We start from the raw sequence: 20,938 nt of genomic DNA, 5'->3' as shown, positions 1-20,938 counted from the left end.
AGTATAAGACATGAGGCTGGTCTCCCTTATACGCGAGCGCGAAGCTCTCTCAACGGTGCGACAAGACCTCAAAAGCTGCAAAGGGTTCTGCTTTTTTACGAACGAAAGTTCCTGCCGGGCACGACCCAACTTCTTTGCAGCCGTCAGTGCGGTGTTGCATTCACCCCAATGACAAACGAGGCCGGAACGAAGTTTACCGTTCCGGCCTCAAATGTATAAGGCCGGGATTTCCCGGCCTTTATAGAAACGACGGTTGCCAGGCCGTCAGGCTCTCATGTCAGTTCGTTTCCTGAACATGGGCCTCGAGGAACCACAGCGCCTTGTCGAGGCTGCGGGACGCGGCGGTAAAGATGTCAGCCGTATCGTCGTCTCCCGCTTCATCTGCATCCTTGATCGACTTGCGCAGCAGGTTGGCGACATCGCCATAGCGCTCGATCAATGCCAGCAGATGGTCGTGAACGGCATAGATGTCGGTCGGATAAGGCTTGAGCTTGCTTTCCTTGGCAACCACCTGCGTCGTGCCGTAGGCCGTGCCGCCGATCTGTACGGCGCGCTCGGCAATCGTATCGACATGGTTGTCGAGGTCGGCACGGAAGCCATCGAGCATTTCATGAACGGCGATGAATTGCGGCCCCTTGAGATTCCAGTGAGCCTGCTTGGTGATGAGGGCAAGATCGATTGTCGTGGCGAGGTTTTGGTTAAGCAGCGCGATCATTGTCGTCTTCGTGTTGGAAGGAAGATCGTTGCGGGTTGCATGCATCGACTTCTGGGGCATTTTATCCTCACATCCTTTTGCTCGATCCGGCTAGGAGAGACTGGGAGAATGTCGCTCATGGTCGTGGGCAGCTGTTCCAACACAAACGAACCCGCCAGATCCTTACAAGGCTCGATTGCCGGAGGGCCTTCGTTACCTTCAAGGCAACGCAAAACATTCCCGCACCCGGTGGGAAAATGCATGCCGACAGATTTTGTTCCGTGGGTCGGTTAAAAAACCGGGCCGATTGGGCTTCCACCAAGTTGCGGCTTGTCGCAGCGCGAAATCTGATTTACCCGGTTGCGCATGAAAATACTCGCGCTTGATACTGCCGCTTCGTGGTGTTCCGTTGCCGTCTACGATTCCGATGGCGATCTCGTGCTTGCCGATGTGAGCGAAAACATCGGCAAAGGACACGCGGAAGTATTGATGACCTATGTAGAACGCGCTTTGACGGAGGCGAAACTATCGCTCAGTGACATGGATCGGGTCGCGGTCAATATCGGGCCCGGATCGTTTACCGGCGTGCGTATCGGCGTTTCGGCGGCGCGCGGCTTTGCATTGGCCCTCGGCGTTCCGGCGCTCGGCATCACAGCCTTCGAAGCGCTGGCCGCTGAAAGCCGCCTCACGACCCCTGAAAAGCCGGTGCTCGTCCTCCTCGACGCGCATCGCGGCGAAATTTATGCGCAATCATTCGATGCGAAGGGTTTGCCAGGCGATAAGCCTCTGGTCCTGTCACGGGAGGAGGCAGAGGCCCTTGCCGCTTCCCAGGCGGAAAATACGGTTCTTGCGGGTTCTGCTTCCGTTTCAATCAAAGAAACGGTTGGGGGGCGTTTCGCGCTCGGCCCGTCAGAGCCGACCGCGACAATCGGCGTTTATGCGCGTCTCGCTGGCTCGCGCCAGCCGGGGGATGCGCCGAAGCCGCTTTACATGCGCGGGCCTGATGCAAAGCCACAGGTCGGGTTTGCGCTGCCCCGGAAGAGCGCTGGGGAATAGCCGATGATGGGCTTGCCGTTCGGCCGTTTCGGTCGCAGGGAGGTTTCGATAGAACCGCTGAACGCACAGGACAGCCATGCAATCCAGCGCATTCATGCCGCCGCCTTCCATCATGGCTGGAGCTCCGATGATTTCAGGTCGCTGATTGGCGAAAACACTGTGTTCGGCTTTGTGGCGCGTGCGGAAGGCAAGCCGAACGATGCGTGCGGCTTTGTGCTGGCTCGTCTGGTCGCAGGAGAAGCCGAAATCCTTACCATCGCCGTCGCGCGCGACGTGCAGCGGCAGGGCGTGGGGCGTGCGCTCATGGATGCCGTGCTGCGCCATCTCTACCAGGAACGGGCCGAAACGCTTTTTCTCGAGGTGGACGAGGCCAATGTCGCCGCGCAGGCGCTTTATCGCCGCCTCGGCTTCCGGAAAATTGGCGACCGTCCGGCCTATTACGAAACGGCGAATGGGCGTTCGGCGGCCCTCATCTTGCGGCGTGACCTGAAGAGGGCGCCATGATCGGCGCGATACGGATATTCCTGGTCGTCGCGGCCATGGTTGCGCTGAGCCTGTCGCTGATTCCGGTGCAATATCTGTTTTTGAAACTGAAGAACGGCTGGAAACGCAGCCTGCCGAACTTCTTCCACCGCGTCGTGGCGCGGCTTTTCGGCTTCCGCATCAGGACCGTCGGCCAGATGCACGAAGGCCGCCCGCTTCTCCTTGTCGCCAATCATACATCATGGAGCGACATTGTCGTGCTGTCGGCCGTAGGGCAGGTGTCCTTCATCGCCAAATCGGAAGTGCGCGACTGGCCCGTCTTCGGCATGTTCGCCGTCTTGCAGCGTACCGTTTTCGTGGAGCGCGAGCGGCGAGGCAAGACCGGAGAGCAGACGTCGGAGATTGCGCGGCGTCTGGCGACCGACGACGCAATGGTGTTGTTCGCCGAAGGCACGACATCGGACGGCAATCGCGTTCTGCCTTTCAAAACGGCGCTTTTCGGTGCCGCGCACGCCGCGATCAAGGAAGCGAATGTGCCTGAAGTCATGGTTCAGCCGGTCGCCATCGCCTATACGGGGGTTCACGGCATGGCGATGGGCCGCTATTTCCGCCCCATTGCGTCGTGGCCGGGCGATGTCCAACTGATGCCGCATCTCAAAGGCATCTTGCGCGAGGGTGCGATAGACGTCGAGGTGCGTTTCGGAGAACCCATTGTCGTAACCGCCGAGACAGATCGCAAGGCGCTTGCTCGCACAATGGAAAACCGGGTGCGCGCGCTTTTGCAAAGCGCATTGCTGGGGCGTGATATCCCCGAAGAATGACAGCCGTCAGATTGTCACCTTCCAAAATGACGACAAAAGCTGTAGATAGCCGCGCATGAGCGACAATATCACCGAACTCGACCCCGCGGCAGAGCGCCCGAATGCGCGCAAGGTTTTCGTAAAGACCTATGGCTGCCAGATGAACGTCTACGATAGCCAGCGCATGGCCGACAGCCTTGCAGCGGAAGGCTATGTCGCGACCGATACGCCGGATGATGCCGATCTGGTTCTGCTCAATACCTGCCATATTCGCGAAAAAGCGTCGGAAAAGCTCTATTCCGCGCTTGGCCGTCTGCGCAAGATGAAGGATGCGCGTGAAGCGAATGGCAAGGAACTGACCATCGGCGTTGCGGGCTGCGTGGCGCAGGCGGAAGGACAGGAAATCCTGCGCCGTGCGCCGAATGTCGATCTTGTCATCGGGCCGCAGACCTATCATCGCCTGCCCAATGCGCTTGCGCGGGTTCGCGGCGGCGAAAAGGTGGTGGAGACCGAATACGCTCTCGAGGATAAATTTGAACATCTGCCATCGCCGAGGCGCGAGGAAACGCGCAAGCGCGGTGTTTCAGCGTTCCTGACCGTGCAAGAGGGCTGCGACAAGTTCTGTACCTTCTGCGTGGTTCCCTATACGCGCGGCTCGGAAGTTTCGCGCAGCGTGAAACAGATCGTGGCGGAGGCCGAGCGCCTTGCCGACAGCGGCGTGCGCGAACTGACCCTGCTCGGCCAGAACGTGAATGCCTGGCACGGCGCTGGTGACGATGGCCGCGAATGGGGCCTCGGCGAACTTCTGTTTCGTCTGGCCCGCATTCCGGGTATCGCCCGCCTTCGTTACACGACCAGCCATCCGCGCGACATGGATGACAGCCTGATTGCCGCCCATCGTGACCTGCGCCAGCTGATGCCTTATCTGCATCTGCCGGTGCAGTCCGGCTCGGACCGCATTCTCAAGGCGATGAACCGCCGTCACAAGGCGGGTGAATATGTGCGCCTCATCGAGCGTATCCGCGAAGTCAGGCCGGATATGGCGTTGTCGGGGGATTTCATCGTCGGCTTCCCCGGTGAAACCGATCAGGATTTCGAAGACACGATGCAGCTCGTGCGCGAGGTCAATTACGCACAGGCCTATTCGTTCAAATATTCGCCGCGTCCCGGCACGCCGGGTGCCGATCTTGACGATCATGTTGAGGAAGCGGTCAAGGATGAACGCCTCCAGCGGCTTCAGGCACTATTGTCCGAACAGCAATATGCGTTCCAGGATTCCATGATCGGTCGCGAGATGGATGTGCTGCTCGAAAAGCCGGGTCGCGTTGCGGGCCAGATGGTGGGCCGTTCGCCATGGCTGCTGCCTGTCATCATCGATGACAATCAGGACCGGATCGGCGACATCATTCATGTGAAAATCACGTCCACAGGCACCAACAGCCTTATTGCGCAAAAACTGGCCTGAAGGCATGATGATGCCGAGGCAGAAAATTTCGGCGTATTGAGTCGCTTGCCGGTAATCCTGTCGAGACTATGATTGCAATGCGTGGACGGTTTGCGTTCATGCATAGTCTGGTCTGAAAAGTCCCCTACTTTTCAGGATTGTGCTTTAAGGAGATACGGTTGAGCGCTACGGAAAAGCTGAAGTCTGCCAAGCCAACCAATCAAACGCAAAAAAGCCCGACGACCGGGGCCTCGGATATGGCCCATATCGTGCTCACCTTCGACAACAACCGTCTTGCCAGCGCGCTTTACGGTCAGTTCGATGAAAACCTTGCCCGTATCGAACAGAAGCTTGGCGTGGATGTCCGCTCCAAGGGTAACCAGCTGTCGATCCGGGGTGAGCCGACCGCGACCGAGCAGGCGCGGCGCGCGCTCGATCATCTTTATGCCACGCTGCAGAAGGGTCATGAGCTTGGACCATCCGATGTGGATGGCGCACTCCGCATGGCAATCGCTGCCGATGACCAGTTGACGCTGCCGACCATGGAAAACAAGGGCAAGCTTTCCGCAGCCCAGATTTCCACGCGCAAGAAGACGATCTTTGCCCGCACGCCGACGCAGGATGCCTATATGCGGGCACTCGACCGGTCGGAGCTGGTGTTCGGCGTCGGTCCCGCCGGTACCGGCAAGACCTATCTTGCCGTTGCTCATGCCGCCATGCTTCTCGAACGCGGTCTGGTGGAGCGCATCATCCTGTCCCGCCCCGCTGTCGAGGCGGGGGAACGTCTGGGCTTCCTGCCCGGCGACATGAAGGAAAAGGTCGATCCCTATCTGCGCCCGCTTTACGATGCGCTTTACGACATGATGCCGGCGGAAAAGGTGGAACGTGCCATTACCGCGGGTGTGATCGAAATCGCGCCTCTTGCCTTCATGCGTGGGCGTACGCTGGCGCATTCTGCGGTCATTCTCGATGAGGCGCAGAACACGACCTCCATGCAGATGAAGATGTTCCTGACCCGCCTTGGCGAGGGTTCGCGCATGATCGTGACGGGCGATCCAAGCCAGATTGACCTTCCGCCGGGGCAGAAATCGGGCCTCGTGGAAGCACTTCGCGTGCTGGATGATGTCGAAGGCGTCATCAAGGTGCGCTTTACGGAGAAAGACGTTGTTCGCCATCCGCTGGTGGCAGCAATCGTCGGCGCTTACGACCGCGACGGCAAACAGCACGCGCGTTCGGAATGATCTTGCAATTGCCTGCTGGGATCACGATTTAACAAAGGCTGTCTGCCTCTTGGCAGACAGCTTTCCCGAGCATGATTCCGAAAAGCGGAACCGCCTGCGCAGGGAAATCGGTCCACCGGCTGATTTCTGATCCTGTTTTGGTCGGATAAATCATGCTCAAGCAAAGGCTTCTGTGCGTCTGATTGGACGCACGGCGCTCTAATAACTGAAAGGTGATGCGGCTAACCAGCATGGAGAGCCGTGGTAGAACGTGTCAAATAACGCGATCCATATCGATATCATGATCGAAGCCGGCAACTGGCAGGACGAAAACGCCCTTGAAGGGCTCGTAAGAAAGTCCGTCGAGGCCGCCTGGTCCAACCTTGGACTGAAAAGCGCAGCAAGCGAACTCAGTGTCGTCTTCACGGATGATGCTTCGATCCAGACCCTCAATGCCGAATGGCGTGGCAAGGACAAGCCGACCAATGTGCTGTCGTTTCCGGCATTTCCGGTCAAGGCCGGATCGCAGCCGGGACCGATGCTCGGCGACATCATCATTGCGCGGGAAACCGTCGAGCGAGAGGCTCTTGAAGAGGGAAAGCCGCTCGAAAACCACCTTGTACACCTTGTCGTGCATGGCTTTTTGCACCTTTTGGGTTACGATCACGAAACCGATGCGGAAGCGGAGGTGATGGAGGGCCGCGAGCGTGAAATCCTTCATGCTCTTGCCATCCCCGACCCTTATGCTGTATCCGATTGAGACCTTAACAACGATTGACCATGGCTGATCAAACATCGCACCCCCCGTCCGCTGGCGAAAATCGCAGCGAGACTCAAGACGCCGAAGGGCAAAGTACGCAGCGGTCCGTAGTGGCCGAAAAGCGTTCCCTGTTGTCGAATATTTTCCCGTTCATGCGCTCGCGCCAATCATCTTCGCTGCGTGAAGATCTGGCCGATGCTCTTTCCAGCACGGCAAGCGAACAGGATTCAGCATTCTCGCCCGAAGAAAAGGCGATGCTGCACAATATCCTGCGCCTGCGCGAAATCCGCGTTGAAGACGTGATGATCCCGCGCGCCGACGTCGAGGCCGTGGAAATTTCCACGCCGCTCTGGGAAGTGCTGGAGCTTTTCGAAAAATCCGGCCATTCGCGTATGCCGGTCTATGCCGAAACGCTGGACGATCCGCGCGGCATGATCCATATCCGCGATGTTCTCAACTACATCACCAAGCAGGCCCGTCAGAAGACCACGCGCCGCAGCAGCACGCGCAGCAAGGCGACTGCCGAAGACAAGGCCGCCAAGTTCGACATGGGCCGCATCGATCTCACCAAGACGATCGGTGAACTCAATCTCATGCGCAAGGTCCTGTTCGTGCCGCCATCCATGATGGCGAGCGGATTGATGGCGCGCATGCAGGCGACCCATATCCAGATGGCTCTGGTCATCGACGAATATGGCGGCACTGACGGTCTGGTCTCGCTGGAAGACATTGTCGAAATGGTCGTCGGCGATATCGAAGACGAACATGACGACGAAGAAATCATGATCGCCGAAGAAGCCGACGGCGTGTTCGTCGTCGATGCACGCGCCGATCTGGAGGAACTGACGGCAAAGATCGGCCCGTCTTTCGAAGTGGGTGAGCATGGCGAGGACGTCGATACGGTCGGCGGTCTGATCTTCTCGGTTCTCGGGCGCATTCCGGTTCGCGGCGAGGTCGTTCAGGCCATTCCGGGCTACGAATTCCACGTGCTGGAAGTCGATCCGCGCCGGGTAAAGAAAGTGCGTATCGTGCCGCTTTCCGCGGCTGACCGTCGCCGCCAGCAACGCGCTGTCGTATCCGCCAAGCCGGGAGAACAGCCCGCACAAGCCGAAACGGCAACCGACGCCCCCAAAGAGGCCGGATGATCGAAAGGCTGGCGGGGAAAATCATTCTGTCGAGCGGCTGGCGTCGTGCGCTGGCCGCTTTTCTGAGTGGTGCCTTCGCCACACTGACCCAGCCGCCCTTCGATATCTTTGTAGCGGGCTTCATCTCTTTTCCCATTCTCGTCTGGCAGATCGATGGCGCTATCGCCAATGTGAATGCCGGTCCGGTCAGGTGCCTGCTTCCCGCAGCAGTGGTCGGCTGGTGGTTTGGTTTCGGTTATTTCGTTTCAGGGCTGTGGTGGATCGGCACGGCGCTGCTCGTCGATGCGGACCAGTTTGCCTGGGCCCTGCCGCTTGCGGTTCTGGGTCTGCCCGCGTTTCTGGCGCTTTTCTACGCGCTTGCGGCCATGGTCGCGCGTATCTTCTGGTCTGACGGCCTGGGGCGCATCGTTGCGCTTGCGTTCGGCTTTGCGCTGGCGGAGTGGCTGCGCCTCTTTCTGTTCACGGGTTTCCCGTGGAACGCCATCGGCTATGCCATCATGCCAACGCCGCTTCTGATGCAGTCGGTCGCCGTGCTCGGCCTCACCGGGATGAGCGCGATGGCAGTGTTTGTCTTTGCCGCACCAGCATTGCTGATCGGCGGGCGGTTTGCAAAGACGGGCATCGCATTTGCTCTGATACTCGTCGCTGCCCACATCGGCTTCGGTGCGTGGACGCTTTCACAAGCGCCCGCATTGGGCGAGGAAAAAACCGCGCTCGCGGTTCGTATCGTGCAGCCATCCATCGCCCAGACCATGAAGTGGGATAATGCCGAACGCCGGTCCATTTTCGACAAGCTGGTTTCCCTGACAGCGGAAGCACCCGCCGAAGGCAAGCCGAAGCCCGATGTGATCATATGGCCCGAAACGGCAGTTCCTTATATCCTCACCTCAACGCCCGAGGCTCTTTCCCGGATCGGCGAAGTTCTGCAGGACGGTCAAGTGCTGTTGACCGGTGCCGTTCGTGAAGAAAAAGCATCCGGTGGCGGCGAGCCGCGCTATTATAATTCCATTTACACGATCGATGACCGGGGAGTCATAGTCGATGCCGCCGACAAGGTGCATCTCGTCCCCTTCGGCGAATATCTGCCTTATGAGAATTTTCTTCGCAGGCTTGGGCTTCAGGAAGTGGTGGAAATGCCCGGCGGGTTTACCGCCGGCACCACGCGCCGCGCGCTGAACGTGAAAGGCGGCACAAGCTTTCTGCCGCTGGTCTGCTATGAGGCGATTTTCCCGGACGAACTCGGCTATTCCGGACAGGCGGCAAGTGCCATCATCAATGTGACGAATGACGCGTGGTATGGCGATACGCCGGGACCATACCAGCATTTTCGGCAGGCACAGGTGCGGGCCGTGGAGCAGGGGCTGCCCCTCATTCGCGCAGCCAATAATGGTCTTTCAGCGGTCGTGGATGCTTATGGTCGAATCACTGACGGCCTTGCGCATGATGCCGTCGGGGTCGTTGACGCTTACCTACCGTCAACTCGTGCACCATTTTGGAGCACGCCACCCGGCTCGCGACAATCTCTGGTAGCGCTGTTAACCTTACTCGCGGTGAGCGTGGCTCTCCGACTGCCAATCGGCAGGCGTTTTCATTGACAGACTAATATTGTTACGATGTTATGGCTCGGCGGCGACGGTTTTTGCGGAAAATCGTCAGACTACCTCCCAAAACTTATTGTTATCGCTGTTCAGATGAACAGAGCATGAATGAAAGCTCGCAGCTGCGAGGAGTGACAGTTGTATGATTGAGAATAAAAAGAAGCCCAACCCCATTGACGTGCATGTCGGCAGCCGCATCCGTCTTCGTCGTAACATGCTGGGCCTCAGTCAGGAAAAACTAGGCGAAAATCTCGGCATTACCTTTCAGCAGATCCAGAAATACGAGAAAGGCACCAACCGTGTCGGTGCAAGCCGCCTTCAGGCGATCTCGGCCATTCTGAATGTCCCGGTCTCCTTCTTTTTTGAAGACGCGCCGGGTTCCTCGAACCAGGCCGGTTTTGCAGAAGATAATGAAGCGACCTACGTTGTCGACTTCCTGAATTCCAATGAAGGCGTTCAGCTGACCCGTGCCTTCACGAAAATTTCAGATCCCAAAGTGCGCCGCAAGATCATCGATCTCGTGAAGTCGCTCGCTGCGGACGCTGACTGACTGCATATCCTGAAAAGGCGATAGGAGCGGGACATGGCCGTGTCCCGCCGGACTTGGCACTTCACGGCGCGGGAACAGTCGGAAAAGGCCATGCGGAACGAATTTTCGTGCCGAGGCGCTGTCGCAACAAGAATATGCATTGACGGTTTAATCCCAACTTCGCTAACACATTACCGTGCCCGGAACGCTGGAACCTGTTCCGGGCGCTACTGTGTTTCCATGGCGGAGATATTCTCCGTTGGATTTTCAAGAGGGGTTACCCGTGTCGCGCAGTTCTTATCTCTTCACCAGCGAATCTGTGTCCGAAGGCCATCCGGACAAGGTTTGCGACCGCATCTCCGATGAAATCGTGGACATGATCTACAAGGAAGCGCGCCGTACCGGCGTCGATCCGTGGTCTGTCCGTGTTGCCTGCGAAACGCTTGCGACCACCAATCGCGTGGTCATCGCCGGCGAAGTGCGCGTGCCGGATACTTTCCTGAAGAAGAATAAGGACGGCACCATCGCCCATGATGCTGCCGGGCATCCGCTCATCAATCCTTCGCGTTTCCGTTCGGCGGCCCGCAAGGCGATCCGTGAAATCGGTTACGAACAGAACGGCTTCAACTGGAAGACCGTGAAGATCGACGTGCTTCTGCATCCGCAATCCGCCGACATCGCGCTGGGCGTGGACAACGCTGCCGACCGTCAGGGCGAAGAAGGTGCGGGCGATCAGGGCATCATGTTCGGCTATGCCTGCCGCGAAACCCCCGATCTCATGCCGGCGCCGATCTATTATTCGCACAAGATTCTGGAAAAGCTGTCCGAAGCCCGCCACAAGGGTGAGGGCGACGCGGGCAAGCTCGGGCCTGACGCCAAGAGCCAGGTCACGGTGCGCTACGAGAACGGCAAGGCCGCCGAGGTTACGCAGATCGTTCTTTCCACGCAGCATCTGGATGCAAGCTGGGATTCGAAAAAGGTCCGTTCGGTTGTCGAACCCTATATCCGCGAAGCGCTCGGCGACCTTCCGATAGCCGCCAACTGCAACTGGTACATCAATCCGACCGGCAAGTTCGTCATTGGCGGACCGGACGGCGATGCCGGGCTGACCGGCCGCAAGATCATCGTGGACACTTACGGTGGTGCCGCTCCGCATGGCGGCGGTGCATTCTCCGGCAAGGACACGACCAAGGTTGACCGTTCCGCCGCTTATGCTGCCCGTTATCTCGCCAAGAACGTGGTTGCCGCCGGACTTGCCGACCGCTGCACGATCCAGCTTTCCTATGCCATCGGCGTTGCACAGCCGCTGTCGGTCTATGTCGACCTGCATGGCACCGGAAAGGTGGCCGAATCTGCGGTCGAGGAAGCGCTGCGTGAAGTCATGGACCTGTCGCCGACGGGCATCCGCAAGCATCTCGACCTTAACAAGCCGATCTATGCCAAGACCTCATCTTATGGTCATTTCGGCCGCAAGCCGGGCCGTGACGGTTCCTTCTCCTGGGAGAAGACGGACCTGACCAAGGCTCTGAAGGCTGCGGTGGCGTAACTTCCGGCGGGAAGTTGCATCTAAAACCGCTTGGCATTATGTGTGCCGACGAATTTCGAGGAGCGCGGTCTTGGATCGCGCTCTTCTGCTATTGGAGCGCATCCCGAAAAATGTGAAACAGTTTTCGGACCGGATGCGCGTCAAAATAGATGGATAGAGCACCAGATATGATGCCCACGGATAAAGTATGACCGAAGAATCTCATCCTCTGCGCGGTGCCGGAAATTTCTTCGGCCGCCGCCACGGCAAGCCTTTGCGGAGCCACCAGAAGAACCTGTTCGAGGATCTTCTGCCGCGCTTGAAGATCGATGTCGAAAATCCGGCACCGCAGGATTTGCGCACGCTCTTTGACGCAAAGGTTGATGCCGTGCGTCTGGAGATTGGCTTCGGCGGCGGTGAGCATTTGCACCACGAAACCGGACGCTATCCGCAGACAGGCTTCATTGGCGTCGAACCGTTCATCAACGGCATGGCCAAGATGCTGGCGGCACTGGATGCAGAGCCGCGGCAAAACCTGCGCCTCTATGATGAGGATGCGACGGCGGTATTGGACTGGCTGCCGGATGCTTCCCTGGCGGGCATTGATCTTTTCTATCCCGATCCGTGGCACAAGCGCCGCCACTGGAAACGCCGTTTCGTGAGCGACGCCAATCTGGACCGCTTCGCTCGCGTGTTGAAGCCCGGCGCGAAATTCCGTTTTGCTTCGGATATCGAACATTACGTCAACTGGACGCTCCAGCATTGTCGCCGCCACCCGGCATTCGACTGGCAGGCGGACGGCCCGTCCGACTGGAATGATGCCTATGAAGGCTGGCCGGGCACGCGCTATGAAGCAAAGGCTTTTCGCGAGGGACGCCGCGCCGCCTATCTGACCTTTATCCGCCGTTGAAGCGGCTGGGCGTAAACGGAATGAATCGAACAGCAGAAGCGGTCTTGAAAAAATCCGCTTCCGCTGGTATATAGGTTTCAAATTCTTGGTCGTTTGAACAAGAGTGGGCCCTCCCGGACCCGCTCTTTTTTGTTACTTACGGCTCTGTAAAAAGGTTTATCGAGTGACGGAACAGGAACAGGCAATTGAAGCCGCAGGCGCAGATGAGCGTATCATTCGCGAAACGGGCATCGATGCAAAAGTAGCAGGCATTGTGGAGCCGGTGCTCAATACGCTGGGTTTCCGCCTTGTGCGTGTGCGCCTTTCCGGCCTCAACGGCCAGACCTTGCAGATCATGGCCGAGCGCCCCGACGGCACGATGACGGTCGACGATTGCGAGCTGGTCAGCCGCACCATTGCGCCGGTTCTCGACGTGGAAGATCCGATCAATGGAAAATACCATCTGGAGATTTCCTCTCCCGGTATCGACCGCCCTCTGGTCCGCAAGTCGGACTTCGCCGACTGGGCCGGTCACATTGCAAAGGTGGAAACATCCATCGTTCATGAAGGCCGCAAGAAGTTCCGTGGCCGTATCGTTCTGGGCGATGCGGAATCCGTCGTGATCGAAAGCGACCAGATTTCCTATGGCAGCGAACCTGTCGTGCGCATTCCATTCGATCTGATCTCGGATGCGCGCCTCGTTCTGACCGATGACCTGATCCGCGATGCGCTGCGCAAGGACAAGGCCCTGCGCGAAGGCCGCATTCCGGGTGACGATCTCGGTAGCGATGAAGCGGACGGGCAGTCCGACGGAGCCGCATCGGACGAAGCCGAAGATAAAGAATAAGTTTCAGGCGTCCGGCATCTTGAGGAGCCGGATGCGACACCAAGGAGAGTCCAATGGCAGTCAGTGCTAACAGGCTGGAGCTTCTGCAGATCGCCGATGCGGTCGCACGCGAGAAGTCGATCGACCGCGAGATCGTTCTTGCGGCCATGGCCGATGCGATCCAGAAGGCGGCGCGTTCGCGTTACGGCCAGGAAAGCAACATTCGCGCGGACATCAATGCGAAGTCCGGTGAGATCAAGCTGCAGCGCCTGCTCGAAGTCGTTGAACACGTCGAGGATTACGCGACGCAGATTTCGCTCTTCACCGCCCGTGATCGCAACCCGGACGCACAAATTGGTGATTTCATCGCTGACCAGCTTCCGCCGATGGATTTCGGCCGTATCGCCGCGCAGTCGGCAAAGCAGGTCATCGTGCAGAAAGTGCGCGAAGCCGAGCGTGACCGCCAGTATGACGAATACAAGGACCGTGTCGGCGAAATCGTCAACGGTACTGTGAAGCGCGTCGAATACGGCAATGTGATCGTTGATCTGGGTCGTGGCGAAGCCATCGTGCGTCGTGACGAACTGATCCCGCGTGAAGCTTTCCGTTACGGCGACCGCATTCGCGCCTATGTCTACGACGTGCGTCGCGAACAGCGCGGTCCGCAGATTTTCCTGTCGCGTACCCATCCGTCCTTCATGGCGAAGCTTTTCACCATGGAAGTGCCGGAAATCTACGACGGCATCATCGAAATCAAGTCGGTTGCCCGTGATCCGGGTTCCCGCGCCAAGATCGCGGTCGTCTCGCGTGACGCTTCCATCGATCCGGTCGGCGCCTGCGTCGGCATGCGCGGCTCCCGCGTTCAGGCCGTCGTCGGCGAACTGCAGGGCGAGAAGATCGACATCATTCCGTGGTCGCCGGATGCGGCTTCCTTCATCGTCAATGCGCTTCAGCCTGCTGAAGTTGCCAAGGTTGTTCTCGATGAAGATGCCGAACGTATTGAAGTTGTCGTCCCGAATGACCAACTATCACTTGCAATCGGTCGTCGTGGTCAGAACGTGCGTCTGGCTTCCCAGCTCACCGGCTGGGACATCGACATCCTGACGGAAGACGAAGAATCCGAACGTCGCCAGAAGGAATTCGCCGAACGTTCGACCCTCTTCATGGAAGCGCTCGACGTCGACGAGATGGTCGGTCAGGTTCTGGCTTCCGAGGGCTTTGCCTCGATCGAGGAACTGGCCTATGTCGAACCGGGCGAAATCGCCTCCATCGATGGCTTCGACGACGATACGGCTGGCGAAATCCAGGAACGCGCCCGCGAATATCTGGATCGCATCGAAAGCGAACAGGATAATCGCCGCAAGGAACTGGGCGTCGCGGATGAACTGCGCGAACTGCCGGGCATCACCACGGCGATGCTGGTGGCTGTCGGCGAAGACGGCGTGAAGACGATCGAGGACTTTGCCGGTTATGCCGTTGATGATCTGGTCGGCTGGCGTGAACGCAAGGACGGCGAAACCGTCGCCCATAGCGGCATCTTCTCCCCGTTTGACGTTTCGCGCGTCGATGCGGAACAGATGGTGCTGACTGCGCGTTTGAAGGCAGGATGGATCACGGAAGAAGAACTGGCATCGGCTCAGGAAGAAGAAGCCGAAGCTGGCGAAGAGGAAGCAGCTTCTTAAGAAGCCTGCTGGAACAGGAGGGGCCGCGTGGCTCTTACGTCTGGTTCATTTCAGGCGTAAGCTGTGCGGCTCTCGCAATTGAGTTCTGAAAAATGGCCGTCGTTCATCCGGATTGATCGGCCAGTCCGGCTTTCGAGGGCGGTGGTGGCCGTCCTGAGCATCCACCCGAAAAATCGGTTGGGATTTTCGGAAAGCGCGATGCTTGGATTCATCGGTTTGGAGCGTCCTTTGTGCGTTTATGAGGACCCATGGCGCTCTAACGGGTTGTGGTGGGGCTTTCGCTCTGGTACAGCGCCCGCGTTGGGTCCGATGTGCGGGCAGACCGCGATGTGGCAAGACTGGAGTACGCGTGGAGCAGGATATGAATGACAGAACCTGTATCGTCACGCGCGAAAGCGGTTCTGCCGATGATTTGATCCGGTTCGTGGCTGGTCCCGATGGTTCCGTCGTGCCGGATCTGAAACGAAATCTGCCGGGCAGGGGATGCTGGGTCAGGGCCGAGCGCCGTCTGGTGGATGAAGCGGTCAAGCGCAAGCTTTTTGCGCGGGCGCTGAAAGAAGGTGTAACGCCGCAGGCGGATCTTGGCGCGCTGGTTGACCAGCTGCTGACGAAATCTGCTCTCGGCAGTCTCGCTCTGGCCCGCAAGGCCGGTGCTGTGGTGTCGGGCTCGACCAAGGTGGATCAGGCGATCCGTACCGGGGCAGCCGCCATGGTGTTGCACGCTAGGGAAGCCGCTGCCGACGGCGTACGCAAGCTTGATCAGGCTCGCCGTGCCGTGGTGCATCTGGATGGCCCCGAAATCCCTTCCTTCTCTCTTTTTACGGGAGAAGAAATGGATTTGGCATTTGGGGGCGGAAATGTGATACATGCAGCCGTACTTGAAGGAAAGGCGGCAGCCGGGTTCGTAAAGCGGGCGCTTATATTGCATCGCTATCGCGGTGAAAGCGCATCGGACTCGGAGTAGAGTGCAGCTCTGGAGGGGTTTGGCAGGCCCCGGATGGGATTGCACGTTGAAGCGGATGACTGGAGCTTTATCCAACATGACCGGGTCGCGTTGGATAATGCTCGAGTAGAGCGGCCGGAGCCGCGAAGGAAACGGAAACGTAATGAGCGATAAAACGAACGACGACAAGACGCTGAGCGTTAATACGAAGAAGACGCTGACCATGAAGCGGCCAGGCGTCGAGCAGAGCACCGTGCGCCAGAATTTCAGCCACGGCCGCACGAAGGCTGTCGTCGTTGAAACGAAGAAGCGCAAATTCTCGCGGCCTGACGAGAAGCCGGAAGTCGAAGCGGCGGCCCCACGGCCTGCTGCTCCTGCCCCGGCGGCTCCTGCGCCTGCAGCCCCTGCACCGGCTCAGGCCGCGCAGCCTGCCCAGGCTGCACAGCCCGCTCCGGCAGTGCGTGCGCCAGCACCTGCAACTCCGGCACCCAAGCCGGCGGCACCTGCTGCTTCGGTAACGAAGCCGCATGTCGCGCAGCAGCGCCCTATGCAACAGCGCCCCGGTGGACAGCAGGCACAGCGCCCGCGTCCGTCCGACCGCTCCGGCATGGTTCTCAACACGCTGTCGCGCTCAGAAATGGATGCGCGTCGCCGCGCACTCGAGGAAGCACAGGTACGCGAAGTCGAAGAACGCGCCCGCGCTGTCGAGGAAGCCAAGCGTCGCGCCGAGGAAGAAGCACGCCGCGCCAAGGAACGTGAAGAATCTGCCCGTCGCCAGGCGGAAGAGGAAGCTCGTCTCAAGGCCGAGGCTGATGCCCGCCGCAAGGCCGAGGAAGAAGCCGCCAAGCGTATGCCGCAGCCCGAAGCCCGCACCGAGCGTCGCGATGACGTGCGCCCGGCGCCGCAGGGCAATCGTCCGCGTGAGGCCGGTCGTCCTCAGGGCAGTCGCCCGCCGCAAGGTGGCCGTCCGCAGCAAGGCGGACCGCGCCCGGCGCCGAGTCTCGTCGATGCTGCTCCCATTCCGGGCAAGCCGCTTCCGCAGAGCCAGCTTCGCAAACCCGGTCAGTCGGATGACGACGATGACCGTCGCGGCGCAGTCCGTCGCGGCACCCCCGCCAAGCCGGAAGTGCGTGCACCGAAGGTTGTGAAGGGCGAAGATGACCGCCGTCGTGGCAAGCTCACTCTCACGAGCAATCTTGAGGAGGAAGGCCGTTCGCGTTCGCTTTCGGCGATGCGCCGCCGCCAGGAAAAGTTCAAGCGTTCGCAGATGCAGGAAACCCGCGAAAAGATTTCGCGTGAAGTGACCATTCCTGAAACCATCACGTTGCAGGAACTCGCCCAGCGTATGACCGAGCGCTCCGTTGACATCATCAAGTACCTGATGAAGCAGGGCCAGATGATGAAGCCGGGCGACGTGATCGACGCCGATATGGCGCAGCTGATCGCTGAAGAGTTCGGCCACACCGTCAAGCGCGTTGCGGAATCGGACGTCGAAGAAGGCATCTTTGGTGTTGCCGACAACGAAGCCGCACTGGTTTCCCGTCCTCCGGTCGTGACCATCATGGGCCACGTCGATCACGGCAAGACCTCGCTGCTCGACGCCATTCGTCATGCCAATGTCGTGTCCGGCGAAGCCGGTGGCATCACCCAGCATATCGGTGCCTATCAGGTCGAACAGAACGGCCAGAAGATCACCTTCATCGATACGCCGGGCCACGCCGCATTCACCGCGATGCGTGCCCGTGGTGCGCAGGCGACCGACATTGCCATTCTGGTGGTTGCCGCTGACGACAGCGTGATGCCGCAGACGATTGAATCGATCAACCATGCCAAGGCGGCTGGTGTCCCGATCATCGTGGCGATCAACAAGATCGACAAGCCTGCTGCCGATCCGCAGAAGGTTCGCACTGCCCTGCTGCAGCACGAAGTCTTCGTGGAATCGATGGGCGGTGAAGTGCTCGACGTGGAAGTGTCGGCGAAGAACAAGATCAACCTCGACAAGTTGCTTGAAGCAATTCTGTTGCAGGCTGAAATTCTTGACCTCAAGTCCGATCCGACGCGTACGGCTGAAGGCGTCGTCGTCGAAGCCCAGCTTGATCGTGGCCGTGGTTCGGTTGCAACCGTTCTGGTTCAGACCGGTACGCTGCATCCCGGTGACATTCTGGTCGCGGGCAGCGAATGGGGTCGCGTGCGCGCTCTGGTCAATGACCGTGGCGAGCATGTCAAGGAAGCCGGTCCCGCAATGCCGGTCGAAATCCTCGGCCTTCAGGGTACGCCGCAGGCGGGTGACCGTTTCGCAGTCGTTGCCAACGAAGCCAAGGCGCGTGAAATCGCCGAGTACCGCCAGCGCCTGGCGCGCGACAAGGCCGTCGCTCGCCAGTCCGGTGCACGCGGTTCGCTCGAGCAGATGATGAACCAGCTTCAGGTTTCGGGCACGAAGGAATTCCCGCTCGTCATCAAGGGTGACGTGCAGGGTTCCATCGAAGCCATCACCAATGCGCTGGACAAGCTTGGCACCGACGAAGTTCGCGCCCGCATCGTCCATTCGGGCGCAGGCGGCATCACGGAAAGCGACGTGTCGCTGGCCGAAGCCTCCAACGCCGCGATCATCGGCTTCAACGTCCGCGCCAACAAGCAGGCACGCGACGCAGCCGATCAGCAGGGCATCGAAATCCGCTACTACAACATCATCTATGATCTCATCGATGACGTTAAGGCAGCGATGTCGGGTCTTCTGTCGCCGGAGCGCCGCGAAACCTTCCTTGGCAATGCCGAGATTCTCGAAGTCTTCAACATTACCAAGGTCGGCAAGGTTGCCGGTTGCCGTGTCACCGAAGGCAAGGTCGAGCGTGGTGCAGGCGTCCGCCTCATTCGCGACAACGTGGTTATCCACGAGGGCAAGCTCAAGACGCTCAAGCGCTTCAAGGACGAAGTGTCGGAAGTTCCGGCCGGTCAGGAGTGCGGCATGGCGTTCGAGAACTACGACGACATTCGCGCAGGCGACGTCATCGAAGCCTTCCGCGTCGAACACGTTTCGCGCACACTCTGATTACTGTCTCGCCGGGCTGCCGTAAGGCGGCCCGGCTTTTCATTATCCGGTCCAGAGGGTCTGACTCCCGGCTGGATTGTGGTAAGTTGCGTATTATTACGCCTGCCAATTTGTAGTCATGTTGTCGGACAGTCCTTCGCGGCTGGATGCCGATTGGCGGCTGTTTATCGAGGTTATAGCCATGGCACGTTCTCCAGATCCAAAAGGCTCGGGCGGCCTTTCCCAGCGCCAGCTCCGCGTCGGCGAGCAGGTGCGCCACGCATTGGCGCAGGTGCTGCAGCGCGGGGAAATCCGCGACGATCTCATTGCCCGCACCGTGATTTCCGTTTCGGAAGTGCGTATGTCGCCCGACCTCAAGATCGCGACCTGCTTCATCACCCCGCTCGGGGATGCCGATACGCAGGCCGTTATCAAGGCGCTCGCCGCACATGCAAAGTTCATTCGCGGACGCATGGCGCCCAGCCTCAGCCAGATGAAGTACATGCCCGAATTCCGCTTCCGGGCCGATACCAGCTTTGACAATTTTTCCAAGATCGATGCGCTGCTCCGCTCGCCGGAAGTCGCCCGCGACCTTGGGCATCACGATGAAGAAGACCGGGAGGCAGACAAGGCTTCCGGCAATGGAGACGAGTAAAGCATGGCAAGACGGGGCAAGAAAAAAGGTCGCCCGATATCCGGCTGGGTTATTTTCGACAAGCCGAAAGGGATGGGATCGACCGAGGCGGTCTCGAAGATCAAGTGGCTGTTCAATGCCGAAAAGGCCGGCCATGCCGGTACACTCGATCCGCTTGCTTCCGGCATGCTGCCCATAGCGCTTGGCGAAGCGACCAAGACCGTGCCTTATGTCATGGATGGAACCAAGATCTACCGCTTTACTGTGACCTGGGGCGAGGAGCGTTCCACGGACGATCTGGAAGGCCAGCCGACCAAGACATCGGACAAGCGCCCGTCGCGCGCGGATATCGAAGCACTGCTTCCCAATTATACGGGCGTCATTTCACAGGTTCCGCCGCAGTTCTCGGCTATCAAGATCGACGGCGAGCGCGCCTACGACCTCGCCCGTGAAGGCGAAACGGTCGAAATCCCGTCCCGTGAAGTCGAGATCGACCGTCTGGAAATCGTCGGCCTTCCGGATGCAGACCGCACCGAGTTCGAAGTCGAATGCTCCAAGGGCACCTATGTGCGCTCGCTGGCGCGCGACATGGGGCGTGACCTTGGCTGCTACGGTCATATTTCGGAGCTGCGTCGCATCGAAGTTGCTCCGTTCACGGAAGAGGATTCCGTGACGCTGGCAGAACTGGAACAGGCATGGCCGCCGCTCCCGCCGAAGGATGAGGACGGCAATATCGTGGAGCCGGCTCCGCGCCGGGATTTTTCGGCGATCGACGCATTGGTCATCGATACGGGTGCTGCACTCGACTGCCTGCCGCAGGTGGCGCTTTCCGACGATCAGGCACAGCGCGTGCGTCTCGGCAATCCGGTGATCCTGCGCGGACGCGATGCACCTCTGGAGGCAGACGAAGCCTGTGTCACCACACGCGGAAAACTGCTCGCCATCGGCTATATCGAACATGGACAGTTCAAGCCGAAGCGGGTTTTCACAACCGGCTGACGTTTCGTCGGATGATGGCGGTGAGGTGGCAAATTGAATTGAGACTGGCATTCCTGCCAATTTTGCACTATATGCCCCTCATCGATCATGCGTAACAGCATGTCAGATCGTGTAAATGGCCCGCGCTGGACGACATCCCGGCCCGGGCGTCTGGTTTTCCTCTCATCTAGAAAGGGTGTTACGATGTCGATTACTGCTGAGCGCAAGCAAGCACTTATCAAGGAATACGCCACCAAGGAAGGTGACACCGGTTCTCCTGAAGTACAGGTTGCCGTTCTTTCCGAGCGTATCGCCAACCTCACCGAACACTTCAAGGGCCACAAGAATGACAATCATTCGCGTCGCGGCCTCCTGAAGCTGGTTTCGCAGCGTCGTCGCCTTCTCGACTATGTCAAGGGCATTGACGAAGCGCGTTATCAGGCGCTGATCGGCCGTCTCGGCCTGCGCCGCTAAGGTTGAAATCGGGCGACGCCTCAAAACGTCGCCCGTTTGATTTATCGGCATTTGGTCGTGCGGATAGCCGCGAACCGATCAAATGCGACTGTGAGCATGTCTCCCAAGAGCGGGAACCGGTTTTGGGACGAAGACATGCCTGGAAACAACAGATTGAGTTGAAGCGCGAACATATGTGAGCGCATCCGCTCTATCGGGCGAACGCCCGCTGGCATGAAACGACGCACCGG

General features: G+C 59.2%; 19 protein-coding genes. 18 read left to right on the top strand and 1 reads right to left on the bottom strand.

Annotation, left to right across the window (positions count from 1 at the left end):
• Positions 1-277 precede the first annotated feature (277 nt).
• Positions 278-775, bottom strand: coding sequence for a DNA starvation/stationary phase protection protein Dps (gene dps / locus ACS5UA_RS20800; RefSeq protein ID WP_112672394.1), 498 nt, complete (start codon positions 773-775; stop codon positions 278-280).
• A 285-nt stretch (positions 776-1,060) separates the two neighbouring features.
• Here dps and tsaB point away from each other — a divergent pair, with 285 nt between their 5' ends.
• The 18 genes from tsaB (at position 1,061) to rpsO (ending at position 20,708) form a co-directional block, all read left to right on the top strand.
• The gene (gene tsaB, locus ACS5UA_RS20795) at positions 1,061-1,750 is read left to right on the top strand and encodes a tRNA (adenosine(37)-N6)-threonylcarbamoyltransferase complex dimerization subunit type 1 TsaB (RefSeq protein ID WP_112672396.1); all 690 of its coding nucleotides are present in this window, start codon (positions 1,061-1,063) and stop codon (positions 1,748-1,750) included.
• A 3-nt stretch (positions 1,751-1,753) separates the two neighbouring features.
• A complete protein-coding gene (gene rimI / locus ACS5UA_RS20790; RefSeq protein ID WP_112672398.1) occupies positions 1,754-2,254 on the top strand; it encodes a ribosomal protein S18-alanine N-acetyltransferase in 501 nt (166 codons plus the stop codon).
• A complete protein-coding gene (locus ACS5UA_RS20785) occupies positions 2,251-3,054 on the top strand; it encodes a lysophospholipid acyltransferase family protein (RefSeq protein ID WP_112672400.1) in 804 nt (267 codons plus the stop codon). Before rimI ends, ACS5UA_RS20785 begins: the two co-directional genes overlap by 4 nt.
• A 55-nt stretch (positions 3,055-3,109) precedes the next feature.
• The gene (gene miaB, locus ACS5UA_RS20780; RefSeq protein ID WP_112672402.1) at positions 3,110-4,498 is read left to right on the top strand and encodes a tRNA (N6-isopentenyl adenosine(37)-C2)-methylthiotransferase MiaB; all 1,389 of its coding nucleotides are present in this window, start codon (positions 3,110-3,112) and stop codon (positions 4,496-4,498) included.
• Between the two features lie 158 nt (positions 4,499-4,656).
• The gene (locus ACS5UA_RS20775) at positions 4,657-5,718 is read left to right on the top strand and encodes a PhoH family protein (protein ID WP_021587621.1); all 1,062 of its coding nucleotides are present in this window, start codon (positions 4,657-4,659) and stop codon (positions 5,716-5,718) included.
• Positions 5,719-5,968: 250 nt separating this feature from the next.
• On the top strand, positions 5,969-6,457 hold the full coding sequence (gene ybeY / locus ACS5UA_RS20770) for an rRNA maturation RNase YbeY (protein WP_112672404.1): 489 nt from the start codon (positions 5,969-5,971) through the stop codon (positions 6,455-6,457).
• Between the two features lie 20 nt (positions 6,458-6,477).
• Positions 6,478-7,602, top strand: coding sequence for a hemolysin family protein (locus ACS5UA_RS20765; RefSeq protein WP_443101737.1), 1,125 nt, complete (start codon positions 6,478-6,480; stop codon positions 7,600-7,602).
• Positions 7,599-9,197 carry an apolipoprotein N-acyltransferase gene (gene lnt, locus ACS5UA_RS20760; protein WP_112672406.1) on the top strand — a complete coding sequence of 533 codons (1,599 nt, stop codon included), beginning with the start codon at positions 7,599-7,601 and terminating at the stop codon, positions 9,195-9,197. Before ACS5UA_RS20765 ends, lnt begins: the two co-directional genes overlap by 4 nt.
• A gap of 145 nt (positions 9,198-9,342) precedes the next feature.
• Complete coding sequence (locus ACS5UA_RS20755; protein WP_006468145.1) at positions 9,343-9,750, top strand: helix-turn-helix domain-containing protein; 408 nt, start codon at positions 9,343-9,345, stop codon at positions 9,748-9,750.
• A gap of 262 nt (positions 9,751-10,012) precedes the next feature.
• Complete coding sequence (gene metK / locus ACS5UA_RS20750; protein WP_112672408.1) at positions 10,013-11,275, top strand: methionine adenosyltransferase; 1,263 nt, start codon at positions 10,013-10,015, stop codon at positions 11,273-11,275.
• Between the two features lie 187 nt (positions 11,276-11,462).
• Positions 11,463-12,164, top strand: coding sequence for a tRNA (guanine(46)-N(7))-methyltransferase TrmB (trmB, locus tag ACS5UA_RS20745; RefSeq protein ID WP_112672410.1), 702 nt, complete (start codon positions 11,463-11,465; stop codon positions 12,162-12,164).
• 163 nt (positions 12,165-12,327) lie between these two features.
• Positions 12,328-12,990 (top strand): ribosome maturation factor RimP, encoded by a 663-nt coding sequence (rimP, locus tag ACS5UA_RS20740; RefSeq protein ID WP_112672412.1) that lies wholly within the window; start codon positions 12,328-12,330, stop codon positions 12,988-12,990.
• 53 nt (positions 12,991-13,043) lie between these two features.
• On the top strand, positions 13,044-14,651 hold the full coding sequence (gene nusA / locus ACS5UA_RS20735; RefSeq protein WP_006468151.1) for a transcription termination factor NusA: 1,608 nt from the start codon (positions 13,044-13,046) through the stop codon (positions 14,649-14,651).
• Between the two features lie 349 nt (positions 14,652-15,000).
• Positions 15,001-15,615, top strand: a complete 615-nt coding sequence (locus tag ACS5UA_RS20730) for an RNA-binding protein (protein ID WP_323055005.1) — start codon at positions 15,001-15,003, stop codon at positions 15,613-15,615.
• A gap of 142 nt (positions 15,616-15,757) precedes the next feature.
• Complete coding sequence (gene infB, locus ACS5UA_RS20725; protein WP_112672418.1) at positions 15,758-18,643, top strand: translation initiation factor IF-2; 2,886 nt, start codon at positions 15,758-15,760, stop codon at positions 18,641-18,643.
• A gap of 181 nt (positions 18,644-18,824) precedes the next feature.
• Positions 18,825-19,277, top strand: coding sequence for a 30S ribosome-binding factor RbfA (gene rbfA / locus ACS5UA_RS20720; protein ID WP_112672534.1), 453 nt, complete (start codon positions 18,825-18,827; stop codon positions 19,275-19,277).
• Between the two features lie 3 nt (positions 19,278-19,280).
• The gene (gene truB / locus ACS5UA_RS20715; RefSeq protein WP_112672420.1) at positions 19,281-20,255 is read left to right on the top strand and encodes a tRNA pseudouridine(55) synthase TruB; all 975 of its coding nucleotides are present in this window, start codon (positions 19,281-19,283) and stop codon (positions 20,253-20,255) included.
• A 183-nt stretch (positions 20,256-20,438) separates the two neighbouring features.
• Positions 20,439-20,708, top strand: coding sequence for a 30S ribosomal protein S15 (gene rpsO, locus ACS5UA_RS20710; protein ID WP_006473093.1), 270 nt, complete (start codon positions 20,439-20,441; stop codon positions 20,706-20,708).
• Positions 20,709-20,938: the final 230 nt, after the last annotated feature.

This window comes from Brucella sp. RRSP16 (assembly GCF_052246815.1).
Taxonomy (GTDB): domain Bacteria; phylum Pseudomonadota; class Alphaproteobacteria; order Rhizobiales; family Rhizobiaceae; genus Brucella; species Brucella intermedia.
This window is presented reverse-complemented; position numbering and strand designations above follow the sequence as displayed.